This window comes from Serratia sp. JKS296, assembly GCF_900215445.1.
In the GTDB taxonomy this organism is placed as follows: Bacteria; Pseudomonadota; Gammaproteobacteria; order Enterobacterales; family Enterobacteriaceae; genus Serratia; species Serratia marcescens.
On record NZ_OCMX01000001.1, the window covers coordinates 211,002 to 226,401 of the forward strand.

At 65.2% G+C, this 15,400-nt stretch carries 11 protein-coding genes; 1 reads left to right on the forward strand and 10 read right to left on the reverse strand.

Going from position 1 to position 15,400, the window contains the following annotated elements; translation table 11 throughout:
* Positions 1-17 precede the first annotated feature (17 nt).
* The 3 genes from CRO23_RS01010 to CRO23_RS01020 are packed head-to-tail and all read right to left on the reverse strand — an operon-like array spanning position 18 to position 6,387.
* Positions 18-2,207 carry a virulence factor SrfC family protein gene (locus CRO23_RS01010; RefSeq protein WP_097101237.1) on the reverse strand — a complete coding sequence of 730 codons (2,190 nt, stop codon included), beginning with the start codon at positions 2,205-2,207 and terminating at the stop codon, positions 18-20.
* Entirely contained in the window at positions 2,204-5,149 is a 2,946-nt protein-coding gene (locus CRO23_RS01015) for a virulence factor SrfB (RefSeq protein WP_176519310.1), read from the reverse strand. Before CRO23_RS01015 ends, CRO23_RS01010 begins: the two co-directional genes overlap by 4 nt.
* On the reverse strand, positions 5,149-6,387 hold the full coding sequence (locus CRO23_RS01020) for an SrfA family protein (RefSeq protein ID WP_097101241.1): 1,239 nt from the start codon (positions 6,385-6,387) through the stop codon (positions 5,149-5,151). Before CRO23_RS01020 ends, CRO23_RS01015 begins: the two co-directional genes overlap by 1 nt.
* A gap of 294 nt (positions 6,388-6,681) precedes the next feature.
* Here CRO23_RS01020 and CRO23_RS01025 point away from each other — a divergent pair, with 294 nt between their 5' ends.
* Complete coding sequence (locus CRO23_RS01025; RefSeq protein ID WP_028128293.1) at positions 6,682-7,599, forward strand: DMT family transporter; 918 nt, start codon at positions 6,682-6,684, stop codon at positions 7,597-7,599.
* On the opposite strand, the gene pdxR is transcribed toward CRO23_RS01025, so the two are convergent.
* The 7 genes from pdxR to CRO23_RS01060 form a co-directional block, all read right to left on the reverse strand.
* The gene (pdxR, locus tag CRO23_RS01030) at positions 7,596-9,089 is read right to left on the reverse strand and encodes a MocR-like pyridoxine biosynthesis transcription factor PdxR (protein ID WP_097101243.1); all 1,494 of its coding nucleotides are present in this window, start codon (positions 9,087-9,089) and stop codon (positions 7,596-7,598) included. The genes CRO23_RS01025 and pdxR overlap by 4 nt on opposite strands.
* A 79-nt stretch (positions 9,090-9,168) precedes the next feature.
* Positions 9,169-9,792, reverse strand: coding sequence for a LuxR C-terminal-related transcriptional regulator (locus tag CRO23_RS01035; protein WP_016930419.1), 624 nt, complete (start codon positions 9,790-9,792; stop codon positions 9,169-9,171).
* 108 nt (positions 9,793-9,900) lie between these two features.
* On the reverse strand, positions 9,901-10,440 hold the full coding sequence (locus tag CRO23_RS01040) for a fimbrial protein (RefSeq protein WP_016930418.1): 540 nt from the start codon (positions 10,438-10,440) through the stop codon (positions 9,901-9,903).
* 18 nt (positions 10,441-10,458) lie between these two features.
* The gene (locus CRO23_RS01045) at positions 10,459-11,463 is read right to left on the reverse strand and encodes a fimbrial protein (RefSeq protein ID WP_016930417.1); all 1,005 of its coding nucleotides are present in this window, start codon (positions 11,461-11,463) and stop codon (positions 10,459-10,461) included.
* A gap of 14 nt (positions 11,464-11,477) precedes the next feature.
* Positions 11,478-12,089 (reverse strand): fimbrial protein, encoded by a 612-nt coding sequence (locus tag CRO23_RS01050; protein ID WP_004930909.1) that lies wholly within the window; start codon positions 12,087-12,089, stop codon positions 11,478-11,480.
* 11 nt (positions 12,090-12,100) lie between these two features.
* Positions 12,101-12,847, reverse strand: coding sequence for a fimbrial biogenesis chaperone (locus tag CRO23_RS01055; RefSeq protein WP_016930416.1), 747 nt, complete (start codon positions 12,845-12,847; stop codon positions 12,101-12,103).
* A gap of 24 nt (positions 12,848-12,871) precedes the next feature.
* The gene (locus tag CRO23_RS01060; protein ID WP_042706109.1) at positions 12,872-15,358 is read right to left on the reverse strand and encodes a fimbria/pilus outer membrane usher protein; all 2,487 of its coding nucleotides are present in this window, start codon (positions 15,356-15,358) and stop codon (positions 12,872-12,874) included.
* Between the last annotated feature and the right edge of the window lie 42 nt (positions 15,359-15,400).

A 15,400-nucleotide genomic window follows, 5' to 3' on the forward strand; every position in this document is an offset into this window, starting at 1 on the left:
GGCCCGGCTTGCGCCCGCTACGGCACAGCGCGTAGGGCGGCGACGATCGCCGTCAGTGCGCCGCGCTGCTCGTCTGCCAGCGCGGGCTGCGCCTGCGCGGCATTTTCCGCCAGCAGGGTCTGCAGGCCGATCAGCCAGTCATAGATATAAAACGCGGTATTTTTGGTTGGCGTCGGCGCCAGCCGGGTGAGCCGCTGCTGGCCGCTCCAGTCCACCGCCGGCTGCGGCGGCGGGGTAAAGATCGGCTGGCCGGGATTGACGCGGCTCTCGGGGCGCGTTGCCGCATCGCGCCGCTGGAAGCCGAGCCAGGCGACGAAGTCGCCCAGTAGCGCCAGCGCCTGGCTGATCTGCCGATCTTCTCCCTGTTCCGGCAGGCCGCCGGCGCACAGCGCGCGCTCCAGTTCGTCGTCGAGCCGCTGGCGGCAGGCGGCGCCGATCAACGCATCGACCAGCAGTTCGAGATGCGGTTTGTCGACACCGAGCAGATCCAGCAATCGGCGGTTGTCCGGCAGGCTGCGCAGATGGTTGATCCAATCCGCGAATACCCGCGCGGCAAAGGGTGACGCGGGGGGCTCGCCGGAGGCCGGCGTTTCCGGTGCGCCGAACAGATCGATGTCGAGCCCGAACGGCGCAGGCGTCGCCGGGGTCGGCGCGGCGTGCTGCTGTTGCTGGTAAAGCTGGCGCAGCGTATCGCGCTGGGGCAACAGTCGTTCCAGCAGTTCGCCGTGGCGGCCGGCCTGCGCCTGCAGCGCGCGCAGCAGCTGTTGGGCGCGTTGCTGGGTCGCGTACGGATCGGCGGCGGTGAGCCAGTTGCCGAGCAGGCTGTCCGTCAGCTCGCGCTGCAACTCTTCGCGCAGCTCGAGCAGGCGCGCTTGCTTGTGGGCCGGGCGCGCCTGTGCGGCCAGGTAGTTCACCATGCGGCGGCAATCCTGCTCATCCAGCGCCAGCAGCGTGGCCCAGCTGTCACCGGGTTCGCCGACCTGACGCTGAACGGCGTCGTCAGGGCGCGGTTTGCCTTCCTGGCGTGAGTCGAACGGCGTGATTGCCCAAATTAAACCGGGTTTGCGGCGTTGGCGCAGCGCCGGGGTTTCCCCCTGGGTGTGGTCGACCCAACCGGCGAGCGCCTGGCCGATGCGCGCGGCGTCCTGCGGCGCGGCGGCGGCATCGGTCACCAGCAGCAGGTTGGCGTGCAGGCCGTCCGCGCAGCGGGTCAGCAAATGGGCGCGTTTCGCCTGTTGCAGCCGCTGCGCCGGCTCCGCCTGCGGGCGGGCGCGGCTGCCGGGCAGGTCGATCAGCGCCACGTCGGCGGGCAGGCCCGCCTGCGCCGTCTGCGGCAGACCGGTGGTCACTTCGGCGGTCAGCCAGGCCAGATCGCTCAGCGCGATCTCCCGTTCACCGCCGTGTTCGGCCATCACGACGATTGCCGTGTTTTCCGGTGCGGCGCTCGCGGTCAGCAGCGTCAAGGCGCGGCGCGGGGCATGAACCCGCCGGCTGTCACCGAGGGCATGCAGCGTATGTGCCAGCTGGCGATAATGCGTCGTCAGCGTCGTTTCCTCTCCCCACAGCGGCGCAAACAGGCGCGCGCGATCGTCGATGCTCAGCTGCGGCGCCAGCGCCACGGCCTGCGGCCAGAAATGCCTGTCCAGCGTCTGTTGCCCCTTGTCGCCGTGGCGGCGTTGGCTATCCCACAGCGCCAGCACATCGCTGTCGCTGAGGCCGTCGGGGGCGACGGCTTGGCGGTGGCGTGCCAACGTTTGCAGATGGCAGGCGATCGCGCGGGCGTCCCAGTCCAGCCGGAAGCCGCCCATCGCGGCGGCATCGAGCGTGATGGCCAGCCACTGCGCTTCATTGAGCAGGGCGAGGGCGATCGGATACTCGGCGGGCCCCGCCTCGGCCGCCGTGCAGTAGCGCACCGCGAGCGAAAGGTCCGCGCTGAAGCGCTTTGCGCCAGGGGCCAGCGCCGCCAGCAGGTGGGCCTTGGCGGCGGCGTTGTGGCCATACAAACCGATGGCGACCTGCGCAGGCTGGGTGTTTTCCAACTGGACGGCGCGATTATGGCAACGGCGCAGGCGCAGCGTCAGGCGATCCGCCTCCTGTTCCAAACGGGCGGACTGCCGGCGCGCGGCGTCCACCCAGTCGATCGCCTGCAGAATGCCGGCGCTGAGCGCGTTATTTGGGGCTGATTGGACGGTGGTAGTCGCTTTCATCGTGGGTAAATGCTCCCGCTGTCTATCCAGTAGTGGGTCGCGCCGGAGGCGCTGGCAGCCAGGGTATTGAGTTTCAGTTGCAGATGGTGCGCCGGGACGGCACTGCCGTCGGCCAGCACCGCCTGCGCGATCTTGACGCTTTCGGCGCCCTGTTCGGCGCTGGCGGTGATGGCCAGCCGCAGGCCGATCACCGCGTCACCGGCCAGCTTACGCGCCAACTGGGCGTCATTGATGGTCAGCGTATAGAGCGGCGAGGCCGGCCAACGTTCGTTGTCCAACTGGCGGAAGCCCAGGCGCAGCGGGCCGCGCAGCTGGAAGCTGCCGGCGGGATCGAGCGCGAAATCGGCGCGATCCAGATCGATGTCGCGGTAATAGACGTTATCGTCCGCCAGCATGTTGTTGCCGTCCAGCATGCCCAGATAGCGAATGGTGGAGTAGGGCTGGAAATCCCCGACGTTGAAGTAAAAGCTCTCCAGCCGCAGGTCGATTGCCAGCAGGCACAGCATGGCGCCCACGGCGGCGGTGGATTTTGGGTTGTCGATACGGCCGCGTTTGTTGAACGGGTACCAGCTGCGGGTGTGATACCCCTCCAGCGGCAGAATGCGGCTGGCGGGCAGCGGCTGCAGGTGGCGCAGCAGCGCCTGCACGCCGGGGAAGCGCGCCGGGCGGCCGGTCAGCAGCAGCACGTCGCAGGTGTACAGCGCCACCACCTCAGCCAGTAGGCGCAGGCAGCGGCCGATGCCGATGCGATCGGACAAGAAGGCGGCGTGCAGATCGGCCAGGCGGATCACCAGCGGGGTGTGCAGAATATCGAAGGCGTTGCTGTCAGCTTCGCGCTGCACTTCGCCGTTGATAAACGCCAGCACCTGCGGCGTCGGCGGCTGCGGCAGCAGATCGCCCAGGCTGGCGGCGATTTCCGCCCGGCTGTCCAGCGGATCGTATTCTTCATAGGCGCTGAGCAGCGCGCGTCCGGCGGGCATGAAGATCTGCAGCGCGGCCTGCTGACGCAGGGTGGAAAGCCCGTCCATGCGTCCTTCGTTGCCGAACAGTTTGTCCATCAGCGCCGCGGCGGCGCTCACGCCGGTGGCTTCGAACGCCTGTTGCACGGCGGGCAGAACAAATTGCTGGATGATGTCCAGCAGGATGTCGTCGCCGGCGACCTTAAAGCCCTCGCGGAACAGCAGGCGCGGGTTGATTTTGATGTTGTTGCCCACGCCGTCGTCGAGCGAGTAGTGCGTGATCGCCAGATCGGTGGTGCCGCCGCCGATGTCGATGGAGGCGATGCGCAGCGTTTTGCCCGCTTGTTCGCTTGGCGCCAGCGGCCGGTCGGGCCGGGCCATGGCGGCGAAAAAGGCGTCGGTGCGGCCGGCGAAGTTCACCTGGGTTTCGTTGTACAGATAGACCATCTGGCCGCAGGTGGCCTCGTCCCACTCCATCTGCACCTGCGGCGCCGGGAAGCGGGTGCGCGCGCCGTCGAACGGCGCATCCTGCGGGTGCCAGCCGAGGGCCTTCCACACCAGCCCGATCGCCTCCTGCATGCGGCGGCGGAAAATCTCGCGCTCCGGCTTCGGCATCGCCGAAGGCAGCGTCAGAATGATGGCGCGCAAACGGCGCGGCGCGGCGGCGTTCGGCATGCGGCTGCGCTGTGCGATGCTGTTGATCTGCATCAGCGCCTGCGCCAGCAGCTCGCTCAGCATCAGGCTCATCACCGCGCTGCGGCTGTAATGGGCGGCGAATACCGGCAGCCGTTGGGACGTCGGCAGGGCGGACAGCGGCACGCCCTCGTCGTTGATCAAGGTGGTCAACGGCGCGGCGGCGGCCATCGGCTCGTGCCGCTCGTTGAAGCGCCAGCCGGGCGCATAGCGCTCCTCGTCCCACAGATAGCGCCGTGGGCTGGAGATGCCGGTGGTGCCTTCATGCCCTTCGCGTCGCTGCGCCAATTGCGCGGCTTCACGGCCGACGCGGGTGATGGAGGGCCATTGGAAGGCGTCGTCGCGTCCACTCTGGAAGGACAGATGCGGCTTGCCGAACGAGACCCGAGAAAACTCCACCCGGCTCTCGAACAGTTCGTTGTAGACGCAGTGCGGTTCGGACAGCGAGCGCAGCTGCAGCTCATAGGTTTGCTTCAGGCCGTTGCTCTCTTCCGGATGGTCCTCGACCAGTACGCCGCAGGTGTGAGAATTGCCGACGTCCAGCACCAGATCGACGTCGATCGCCGGCTGTTGCAGCGTCGCCGCCGCCATTTTTATCTGCGGTACCGTCAACTGATGGCCGAGCATGTGCAACAGGTTGAGGTAGTGCGCCTGATACTCGAAGGTTTTCAGCCCGGCGTTGATCTCCGCCTCGGTGCGCTGTTCCCGCTCGGCGGCGCGCTGGCTGAACGCCTCGCGCAGCCAGCCGTCCACCCAGGTCAGATCGAGGAACTCGCCCAGCTCGTGGTTGCGGTGCGCCAGCGCGAAGCTGAGGCCGGCGCCGAGATCGCTCTCGCTTGGCGCCAATGCTTCCTGGCCGGGCGCGGCGGCGCGGGTGTCGAAGGCCAGCACCACCCGCAGCAGGTTGCCGTCCTGATCCGGTTCATCCAGCTGCACCACCTGCAGGCGGGCCCAGTTGTCCGGGCCCGACAAAAACAGGCCCGCCGGAGTGTGGCGCAAGAAGGGCAGCGGCAGCCAGAGCTTATCCAGCAGGTGCAGCGACTGCTGCAGCGGATAGCTGAACTCCGGCCGCACCACTTCGGCGGCCTGGTCGCCCACGGCCGGCAACTGGTATTTGCCGCTCTCGGCCTCCCATTGCAGGCGCAGCAGCGGGCCGCTGGCGGTCTTGCGCACGAATTTGCCGGGAAACTCGGCGTTCAGCCGCGGCGTCAGGGCAAAGTCCAGAAACTGAATGCCGCTGTCCTGAATCAGCGTAATGCCGTGTTTGTAGTCAGTTAGGGGGGCCAGCATCATTTACTCTCGCGCTTGAACGTCATGGGATAGGTGGTGTCCGCATCGTAGCGTCCGGTGCACTCCGCCGCGCCGGTTTCGCCCTGGCGGCAAACGATTTCCGGGATCTGATAGCGGCTGCCGTCGCTGCAGCGCGCCTTGGTGCGGCTGTTGATCACCAGATTGCCGGACTGCATCAGCCCGGCCTCGACCGCCGCCCGGCAGGTGACGCCGTCGCCGTAGGCGATGACGGCGCTGCCTTTGCCCGCGTTCAGGCGGTATTGCAGGCTGGGGCGCTTGCCGGTGATCGGATCTTTCAGCGCCACCGTGGCGCGCCATTTGCCGTTAAGGAAACGGGTGGAGCCGGCCTTCACCGCCTCGGGCGGCAGCACCAGCGCATTTTTGTCCAGCGGTTGCGGGATGGCCGGCGCCGGGGGCGGCGGCATCAGCGTGGCGTGCGCCAGCGGCAAGCGCAGTTTGGGCAATGGCGCGGCGGTTTTTTCCGACGACGCCGGATGGCGCACCTCCGCCGGCATCGCCGGTTGCGGGGGCGGCGAGCGGTGCAGCCAGGCGGCCAGCGCCGCGCTGCCTAGCAGCAGTACCGGTAACAGCCAGAGGGCGTGACGCCGGCGCGGGCGAACAACGGCAGGGGATTCGACGGGCGCCGCCGGGGCGGGCACCGGTTCAGGCTCTGCCGCCGGAGCCGGTTTGGCCGGCTCGACAATGGCCGGTTTGCGCGGAGCGGCGGCGATCGGCGCCGGTTTTTCTACCTCCGTTTCGGCAGGGCGCAGGCAGGCTAAAGGATCGTCCGGGCTCTGCGCCTGCGGTTTGATAAAGCCCCAAAAGGTCAGCACCGGCCGATCGTCCACCAGGTAGACGTGGTTGGGATCGGGAATGTGCATCGCTTTGGTCAGCAGCGCGCCGAACAGGCGATGGCTGGGGTGATCGGTTGCCCGGGCCTGTTCGGTCAGGCTGCGGAAGGTCGTCAGGCAGTGTTCCAGGTGGCGAACCGCCTGCGCGCGCTGGGCGTCGCTCGCCGCCAGCCAGGAGGTCACCTTGCCCGGAAAGGGCGCATACCAGTCGATGCGGGTGCCGCTTTCGTTCGGCTGGGGGATCGCCAGACAGTCGGCGGCCTGCTGCTGCCGGCGAAGACGCAGGGTTTCCCGCAGCTGCTGCGCGCAGGCGTAGATCGATTGCCCGTTTTCGCCTAAAGCCAGCACATCATCCAAACTGCCACTGCGTAAGAAGGGTTTCACCACGGCGCCGCACCTTGTCCTGTTCTGCAAAAACGCATAAAAGTCCATGATACCCCGCAGGCAGAGCCGCCAAACGGCCAAGGACAGCCCGAAAAACGCCCTTCTTTGGCGTTAGCGGCGCACTTTGGCAACCGGCACAGTGAAAATCTCGCTATCTGGACCTGTCTGTGAACCGCTTTATCTGAAAAATAGAACGCAGCCCCGGCAGGCGACGCCGGGGAACGATGTTCTCTTTCACTATGACATCGCCTCGCGGGTTGCCGATTTCGGTATGCCTCAGGCGTGCGGAGCGTTCACATGACGGACAGCCAGTCTGAAAAAACTCTCGTTGTTACCCCTGCACATCCCGCCGCCGGGCATTCGGCCCAGGGCTGGATGAACGGTTTTCTTGGCATGATTATCTTCAGCGGTTCTCTGCCCGCCACGCGAGTGGCGGTGCTGGAGCTCGATCCGCTGTTTCTGACGGCGGTCAGGGCGGCGATCGCCGCCTTGCTGGCCTTGTGCGCGCTGCTGATCACCCGCCAGGCGCGGCCGACGCGGGCCGATTTGCCGCCGCTGCTGTTTGTGGCGCTCGGCGTAGTCATCGGTTTTCCGCTGCTGACGGCGCTGGCGCTGCAGCACACCACGTCGGCGCATTCGCTGGTGTATATCGGCCTGCTGCCGCTGGCGACCGCCGGTTTTGGCGTCTTGCGCGGCGGAGAGCGGCCCAAGCCCGCTTTTTGGGTTTTTTCGGGCGTCGGCGCCGCGCTGGTGGGCGCTTTCGCGCTGAGCCAGGGGAGCGGCGGCGCCTGGCAGGGGGATGCGCTGATGGTCGGCGCGGTGCTGCTGTGCGGTCTGGGTTATGCCGAAGGGGCGGTGCTGTCGCGTCGGATCGGCGGCTGGCAGGTGATCTCCTGGGCGCTGGTGGTGGCGTTGCCGTTGACGCTGGCGGCCACCTGGCTGGCGGCACCGGCCGCCTGGCCCGTGGTCAGCGGCGCCGCTTGGCTGTCGCTGGTTTACGTCTCGGTGTTCAGCATGTGGATTGGGTTTATTTTCTGGTATCGCGGCCTGGCGCAGGGCGGCATCGCCGCCGTCGGGCAGTTGCAGCTGCTGCAGCCGTTCTTCGGCCTGGCGCTGGCGGGCTGGCTGCTGCATGAAGCCGTCCAGCCGATGATGATCGCCGTGATGGCCGGCGTGGTGGTTTGCGTGTTCGGCGCCAAACGTTTTTCCCGCTAGGCGCCGCTGCCGGCGCAGGCCAGGATCACCTGTCCGAGCCGTTCCACCGCCTGTTGCACCTGGCGGTCGGCGTAACCGCCCAACCCCAGCACCAGGCCCGGCTCACCCTGGCCGGGCGCATACATCGGCGACACCGCCCGCAGCGCCAACCCGGCTTCGTTGGCCTGCCGGGCGACACGCACGTCGTCGAGATCTTTCCTCAACCACAGCACCATGTGCATGCCCTGATCGCAGGGCTGCACCACCGCCAGTTCAGCCGGGATGTACGCGTTGATCGCCTCGATCAGCACCCGACGTTTTTCGGCGTAGACGCCGCGCATTTTTCGGATATGCCGGTCGAGATACCCTTCGGCAATAAAGGCGGCCAGCACGTATTGATCCGCGCTGGGCGGGTGACGATCCATCAGGATCCTGGCACCGCAAAAGGCGTCGACCAGAGGCGGCGGCACGATGGCGTAACCCAACCGCAGCGAAGGGAACAACACCTTGCTGAAGGTGCCGAGATAAAGCGTCCGCTCGGGCGCAAGCCCCTGCAGCGAAGGGAACGGGTGGCCGGCGTAGCGCATCTCGCTGTCGTAATCGTCTTCCACGATCCAGGCCTGCCGCTCTCTGGCCCAGGCCAGCAAGGCGCTTCTTTTCGCCATGCTCATCGGCATGCCCAGCGGATACTGATGCGACGGCGTGACAAAGGCGGCGCGGGCATTGGCGGCCAGGCGCACGCCGGCGGCGACGTCGATGCCGTCGTCGGCGACGGGCACCCTAATCATGCGCCGATCGCGAAACAGGCTATCGAAAATGGCGGTAATGCCGGCGTAGGCAGGATCTTCGACCCAGGCGCTGTCGCCGGCGTCCAACAGGATCTGCGCGGCCAGATACAGTCCCTGTTGGGTGCCGGAGGTGATGAGGATTTGCTGCGGCGTGCAGTTTACCGAGCGGGAACGGCGCACATAGTCGCAGATGGCTTCGCGCAGCGGCAGCGCGCCCAGCGGATCGCCGTAGCCCGACGGCGCGCCGGGGCCGCGGGCGCGGATGCGGTTGCCGAGCCGCCGCCAGATATCGTCGGGCGCGGTATCGCCGATTGGCACTGACACAGTGAACGGCACCGGCGGCAGCGCTCGCGCCTGAGTGGCAAAGCGCGCCAGATGCTGCGCCTGTGAAGAAAGCGGCACGGCTGTGGCCGGAGCGGTTTGCACCGTGGCGTGTGGCGTGCGGCGCGGCGCCTGATAGTGGGCAACTCGGGTGCCGGAACCGGGCTGCGGTTCGAGAAAGCCTTCCGCCGTCAGTTGAGCAAAGGCCTCCAATACCGTGCCGCGCGCCAGAGTCAGCGCCGCCGACAGCCGGCGCGTCGAGGGCAGCAGATCGCCCGCTTTCAGATCGCCCCGGTGGATGGCCTGACGCAGGGCCTGCGCCAGCTGGTGGCTTAGCTGGCCCGCCTGGCGATCGAGCTCGCCGAGGGCGGGGACGTCAACGACTTTGGCTGTTCTGGGCATGGATTCCGGCTCGCTTTGCAGTGCGAAAATGAGTATTCAGAGTAAACCACTCTGTCGGTACTCGCGAGTCCGTTGTCAGTCAGCTTAGCCCACGCTGATTCAGCAGCACTTTATTCAACTCGCTGTTTTTACGCACGTTAAGCTTGCGCATCGCCGAGCGCTTATGGGCGCTGATGGTTTTCTGGCTGCGCTGCAGCAGGCCGGCGATGCTGCAGGCGGACATGCCGCTGCTCATCAGCCCCAGCACTTTTTTTTCGCAGTGGCTGAGCGCGGCGATGCGGCAGGCCTGGCATTTCCACATGCCGGCGGCGTGCAGCGCCATCCATGGATGCTGGATAAATTTTTCCAGCGCCATCTGCAGCTTGAGGCGGATGGCGTAGGCCGAATCGCGCCGGTGGATGCTGAACAGCGGCGGCAGGTTTTTCACCTGTTGCTGGGTCGCGTCGTCGAGGATCAGCAAAGTCAGCTGCCGCTGGCGCGGGATGCCGTAGGGGCTCTGGTAACAGCAGGCGCAGCCCCAGCGCTCTTCCGGCGTGCGGAACACGATTTCGATGTTATCCAACGCCTGCAGCGCCAGCGGCGAGAACTGCGGGTACAGGCGCTGGCATTCGTTCAGGGAGTGCAGATAATCCTGCAGCAGCAGACGCAGCCCCTGCTGGTAGAAGTTATCGCTGTCGAACAGCGTGAAGCGAATATCTGGCATGGGTGGCTCCTTAAAAGGCCGTGGCGCCGCGCCGGAGCGAACGGTGACGGCCCATTGCCGGCGTTCGCGCGCCGGTCGTTTTCCTGATTTCCCTGGGCGGTGCGGGGCTTATTGGTACGCCAGCACAAAATTGGCGACGGAGGTGAATTCGCCTTCGGTAATGCTTTGGTTCTGGATCGCGCTCGGCCGCCCCTGCACATAGGCGGTAAAGTTCAGGCTGTTGGGGCCGTTTTGCAGCGCGACGGCGCTGGTGGCCTTATTCAGGTCGATGTCCGCCCCTTGATGATCGAACAGCGCGATGGCGGCGCCGTTCGCGCCGTTGTTGATCGCCAGCTTGCCCGGCAGCTCACCGTCTTCGGCGCCGCTGAAGGTCACGCTGACGGATTTGAATACCGTGGTCTTGCAGTCGGTCAGCTTGATGCTGAATGGCACCGGCGTGGTGTGGCCATAGCGGTACAGGGTTTTGACGATCACCGTGCCCATTTCCACCAGCTGATCGGCGGACTGCGGTTCGATATTGCACGGGCGGCTCACCACGGTGCCGTGGAACTGCACCGGCGCACCGATAAGTTCGGTGTTCGCCGCCGCCGGCATGGCGGCAAACCACCAGGGCGCGCAGCTCAGCAGCGCTAAAGCGCGTAGACGCATTTTCCGTTCCTCCCTCGGTTACTGGAATGCCGCCACGATGGTGGCCGATGCGTTGAATTCCCCTTCGCCGATCTCTGCGCCGCCGTTGGCGAACGGCGCCGCCACCAGGTTCCAGGAGCCGCCGTTGCCGATGTTCGGCACCGGGTAAAACTCATTCGGGATAACCAACTGGCCGTTGTGCGTCAGCCGGATGCCGAGATCGTTCTTGTCGGTTTTGAACACCTCGTTGCTGAAGGAGGCCGCCGTACCCGACACCGCCAGCTTGATATTCAGCGTGCCGTCCTCGAAGCTGCCGCCCTCGCACTGGAAGCGCACCGGAATGCTTTGCGGGTAGTTGGAGCCGTTGAGATCGCTGCCGCCGATCTCGCCGAACTCCACGTTGATCAACTGGCCTTCGTTCACCACGCATTTATCGGGCACGTAGAGGATTGCGGACTGGATAAACACCTGCGCCATCGGATTGGGGCCGAAACCGCCGTCGGTCGAGCCGAGGCGGCCGTACATCTCGATGATCTGCCGATCGTTAATCTCAACGCCGTTAATGATTTTTTTGCGCACCCGGAAGGTGATCTTGCCTTTGGAGCCGCTGCCGTAGTTGTTGACCTGTAAGTACGGCGGTTGGCAGCGGTGTTGGCTCAGCAAATTCGATTCGTTGTAAAAAGGCACGGTGACGTAGGCGTTCTTGTTGCCGGCAATCCACACCTCGGCTTTTAAATCCAAAAAGTCATTCAGTTTTAAATAGCCGTTGCCGTAGTCGGAGGGGGGCAACGACGAATCCGACTTGTAAAAGTGCGGGCTGGTGGGGATAGGGGTATCGCAATACACCTTGCCGGTATAGGTGCCGCCCAGATCATAGGGAAACAGTTTGGTGAACCCCACCTGGTTGGTGATGTTGCTTTCATTCAGATCGATATAGAACTGTTTGGGGCCGCCGTCCGGCGTGACGTAGCCGTTGGCCCAGGCGGCGGGGGCCGCCAGCGCGATCGCCAGCGGCAGGCAGAGTTTGGTCAGTTGTGTTTTCATCGCGTTCTCGAGCCTCACAGGTAAATCACCTGAATGTGCGCCACGGCGGCGAAACCGGCGGCCATCACCGCCCGCTGGGTGGATTCCACGCTGGCGCTGAACCACAGGGTGTTGCTGCCGGGTTGCAGAATGTAGGGGCGGCTGCGCTGATTCAGCTCCAACGCCTGGCCCTGCTGGTCTTGCAGCCGCAGGCCGATGCCCTGTACGCCGCCGTTCAGCTTCAGCAGCGACGGGTTGTCGACGTCGCTTTCGCCGAGAAACACCAGCGTGGCGGCCTGTTCACCCTGCAGGTAGAGGCGGCCGGCGTCGCCGTTGCGCGGGCCGGCCGGATTATCCGCCAGCGCGCGCGCGCCCAGCAGGCAGTTGCGGAACGAGAGGCGAAAACGCACCGGCGCGCTGCGATCGCCGGCGTTACGGAAGTCGCGTGCGCTGACGTCGCCCAGATCGACGGACTGATCCCGGCTGTCCGGCGTCAGGCTGCAGGGAGAGCTGAGCAGGCCGCCGTGAAAGCTGACGGTGCCGGTGGTGCCTTCGATCACGCCCAGCGGCGTTGCCGCCAGCGCGCCGCCGCCGCACAACAGCGCGCCGAGCAGCAGCGGGCGCAGTCGATCGGTGAATTCAGCCATGCTGGATCTCCTTATTTTTTCTCGGGCACGGCGGTGCAAACGCTGCCGTTGCAGGCGAAGCGCAGCTCGGGGTGGCCGCCGTAGTCGTTGATGTAGGTGATGACGAAGCTGTTCATGCCGGTGTCGTGCAGCTTGAGGCTTTCGCTGGATTTCGGCTTCAGCATCAGCGGTTGAAAACCGCCGATCGCGCCGCCGCCCTGTTTTTGCGTCTGCCGCGTCATGCCGGTCAGGGTGATGTAAAACGGCGTCGGGTTGTCGACGGTGATGGCGCCGCCGCTTTTACGGAACACCAGCTTTTCCTGCCACACTTCACCCTTGGGCGCGACAATCGCCTTCGGCCGGTAGAACAGCTTGATCTGCGTTTGCAGCGCCAGCTGCATCACGTTGGTTTTGGTGCTTTTCGGCGGAATTTCGCGCAGGTTGAAGTAGAACACCGACTCGCGATCCTGCGGCAGGCGATCCGCCTCCGGCGTCTTGGTGATGCGCACCACGCTGCGCTCGCTCGGCTCCACGCGCTGCAACGGCGGCAGCACCACCAGCGGCGAGGTGATTTTCTGATGCTGCTCGTTCTCCAGCCAGGACTGCGCCAGGAAAGGCAGTTCTTTGTTTTCGTTGACGATATTCAGGCTGATCGATTTGGCGTCGCTCACATAGACGGCGCGCGTGCGATCCAGCGATATCGCCGCGTCGGCGGTGGGCAGTACGGCGCTCAGGGCCAGGCCGGCGGCGGTCAGTAGCGTTATCGGGTGTTTGTTCATGTCATCATTTCTCAGCGTTACGGATTACAGGGTGGCGCACGGCAGCAGCAGCTGGTCCAGCGGCTTGGCGGCGCCCGGGATCACGATGCGGCAGCGGCGTTGGCCTTCCCAGGCGACGTCCAGTTTTTCCTCCGGCTGCACGCCGGTCAGGTAGACCGAGCCGCCGTCGTTGACCACCGCGACCTCGCGGCCTTTCTCGCTCAGCACCGCGGCGCCGAACGGCGGTTCGCTGCCGTCCGCGAGGCGAATGGTGGCCAGCAGCTTGCTGCCTTTCACCACCTCGAAGTGGCGGTAGCCGATGGCGCCTTCGGTCAGCGTGCCTTGCACCACGGCGCGAGTGGCTTCGACGTCGTCCGCCAGCTTGTTGACGTCGATGCGGGTGTCGGTGTTGTAGTAGCTGGTGATGTCGGAAATCACCGCCAGCCCGAAACGGTTGCTGTAGGCGCGGCCGTTATTGATCGGCACGCCGGCGATGCCGTCGGTGTCGAGCATCATGCGGCTGCCGCCGTTGCTCGAGTTCTGATGCGCCGCGATACCGTGCCGGGTCGCGGTGAGACCGCCGCGGAACGAGCCGCCGATCGACGAGTAGCTGTCCTGTTGGTAAGAGGCGCTGGCGTTCAGCGAGCCGAACGAGGCGTTGTGGGTGTAGTACCCGCGCGCCAGCGATTTGCCGGACTGGTTAAAGCCGCCGCTGACCTGCCAGGTATTGTCCGGATCGCTGTAGTCGTTGTACGACGCGGTCTGCGTGACGTCGCCGTTGTTGGTTTGCAGCGCATAGCCGACGCGCCGACGATCGCCGATCGGTACGGTGAAGTTGATCATCACGCTGTCGTCGGTGCGGCCCTGGTAATAGGTGCGGTAAGCCGACAGCGAGGCGGTGATGTTGCTGATATCGCCGATGCTGAACAACTTGCTGGTCGACAGCCCGTAACGATCCTGGGTTCGCGCGTCCCAATAGGTCTGGTGCGAGTAGGTCAGATAAGTGGTGATCGCCCTGGCGCTGTCTTCCGCCATAAAGGTTTTGCTGGCGGTGATGGTATACAGCTCTTTCTGACGGCCGTTGTAATTCTTGTCGTAATCGCCGTAGCGCTCCTGCAGATACTGCGACATGTTCATGAATTTGCGTTGCGAGAAGCGGTAGCCGGCGAAGGTGATCTGGCTGTTCAGCTCGTCGAAGCGTTTGGCGTAGTTGAGCTTGAACGACATGCCGCTGGCGGTCGGCTCGCCGGGCAGGCGAGCGATCGACTGGGTGACGTCCAGCGACATGGCGCCAAACACGTTCAGATCGCGGCCGAGGCCGAGCGCCCAGGCGTTATAGTCGCCGCCGAGCAGCGCGCCGCCATACAGCGACCAGGCGTTGCTCAGCCCCCAGGAGAAGTCGCTGGCGGAAAACAGCGGGCCCTGGGTGCGGTGGTCGTAGGCCGAGGTTTTGCCGAGCGCCACGTTGTAGCGCACGTAGCCCGGGCGGGTCAGGTACGGAATGGTGGCGGTATCCACCTGGAAGGTCGAGACGGTGCCGTCCTGTTCTTCCACCTTGACGTCCAGCTTGCCGCGCACCGAGCTGTTGAGATCCTGAATGGCGAACGGCCCGGCGGGCACGGTGGTTTCGTACAGCGTGCGGCCTTCCTGCGAAACGGTGATCTTGGCGTTGCTCTTGGCGATGCCGCGCACTTCCGGCGCATAACCCTGCAGGTTGGGCGGCAGCATGCGCTCGTCGCTGGCCAGGTTGAGGCCGGTGAAGCGATAGGCGTCGAACACCCCGGAGTCGAGATAAATCTCACCCAGCGTCAGCTTGGCGGCCTGCATCGGCAGCGCGCGATAGGCATAGATCTGGTTCCAGTCGAAACCGGTGCTGCGATCGCCGGCCTGCTGATTGTAATTGGCCTGGTAGTCCGCGCGCAGGCGCCAGGGGCCCAGGTTGGCGCCCAGCGTGCCGTAGCTGCTCAGGTTCTGGGCGGTGTTGTTGTTGTGGCTCTGCTTGCCTAACTGGCCGCTCAGGTTGTAGTCCAGCAGCAGGCCGGGAATGCCGTCGTCCCACTGCTCGGGCGGCGTCCAGTCGGGATCGGAGTATTTCATCCACGCCTGCGGGATGGTGATCGCCAGCACGCCGCCGCCGATGCGATCGGAGATGGTCGCGCCTTTGATGCCGCGAATATCGGCGCACTGGTTGTCGTGCCACAGGGTGATTTTTTTGGCCGCTTCTTCTTTCAACGCCATTTTTTCCACCAGGTCAGGCGGCAGGCACACCTGGCTGCCGCTCTTGTTATCCGGTGACGGGAAATACTGAATGCTGCGCTGGGGCAGCGTTTTCTGGTTGATCTTGATGTCCAGCAAATAAGCGCCGGGCATGACGTAGTCGGCGTCGGAGAAGCGCGAAAGATCCACTTTGCTGCGCTCGCCGATATCCAGGACGTCGGTATTGAATTCCGTGGCGGAAAATGCCGGACGCACCCAGAGGAAAGATAGAATGACGAGGAGAGGTAGGTGTTTCCGTGTCAGTAATGACGTCATAGCATAATCACTCATGGCAAGTCCGCGCCCAATAGCAGGTCA

Bases quoted from the DNA above. Each gene is read 5' to 3' on its own strand.
- CRO23_RS01050 (WP_004930909.1), bottom strand. From the start codon at position 12,089: ATGGCTGAATTCACCGATCGACTGCGCCCGCTGCTGCTCGGCGCGCTG.
- CRO23_RS01045 (WP_016930417.1), bottom strand. From the start codon at position 11,463: ATGAAAACACAACTGACCAAACTCTGCCTGCCGCTGGCGATCGCGCTG.
- CRO23_RS01040 (WP_016930418.1), bottom strand. From the start codon at position 10,440: ATGCGTCTACGCGCTTTAGCGCTGCTGAGCTGCGCGCCCTGGTGGTTT.
- CRO23_RS01055 (WP_016930416.1), bottom strand. From the start codon at position 12,847: ATGAACAAACACCCGATAACGCTACTGACCGCCGCCGGCCTGGCCCTG.
- pdxR (WP_097101243.1), bottom strand. From the start codon at position 9,089: ATGCCCAGAACAGCCAAAGTCGTTGACGTCCCCGCCCTCGGCGAGCTC.
- CRO23_RS01025 (WP_028128293.1), top strand. From the start codon at position 6,682: ATGACGGACAGCCAGTCTGAAAAAACTCTCGTTGTTACCCCTGCACAT.
- CRO23_RS01060 (WP_042706109.1), bottom strand. From the start codon at position 15,358: ATGACGTCATTACTGACACGGAAACACCTACCTCTCCTCGTCATTCTA.
- CRO23_RS01010 (WP_097101237.1), bottom strand. From the start codon at position 2,207: ATGAAAGCGACTACCACCGTCCAATCAGCCCCAAATAACGCGCTCAGC.
- CRO23_RS01035 (WP_016930419.1), bottom strand. From the start codon at position 9,792: ATGCCAGATATTCGCTTCACGCTGTTCGACAGCGATAACTTCTACCAG.
- CRO23_RS01015 (WP_176519310.1), bottom strand. From the start codon at position 5,149: ATGCTGGCCCCCCTAACTGACTACAAACACGGCATTACGCTGATTCAG.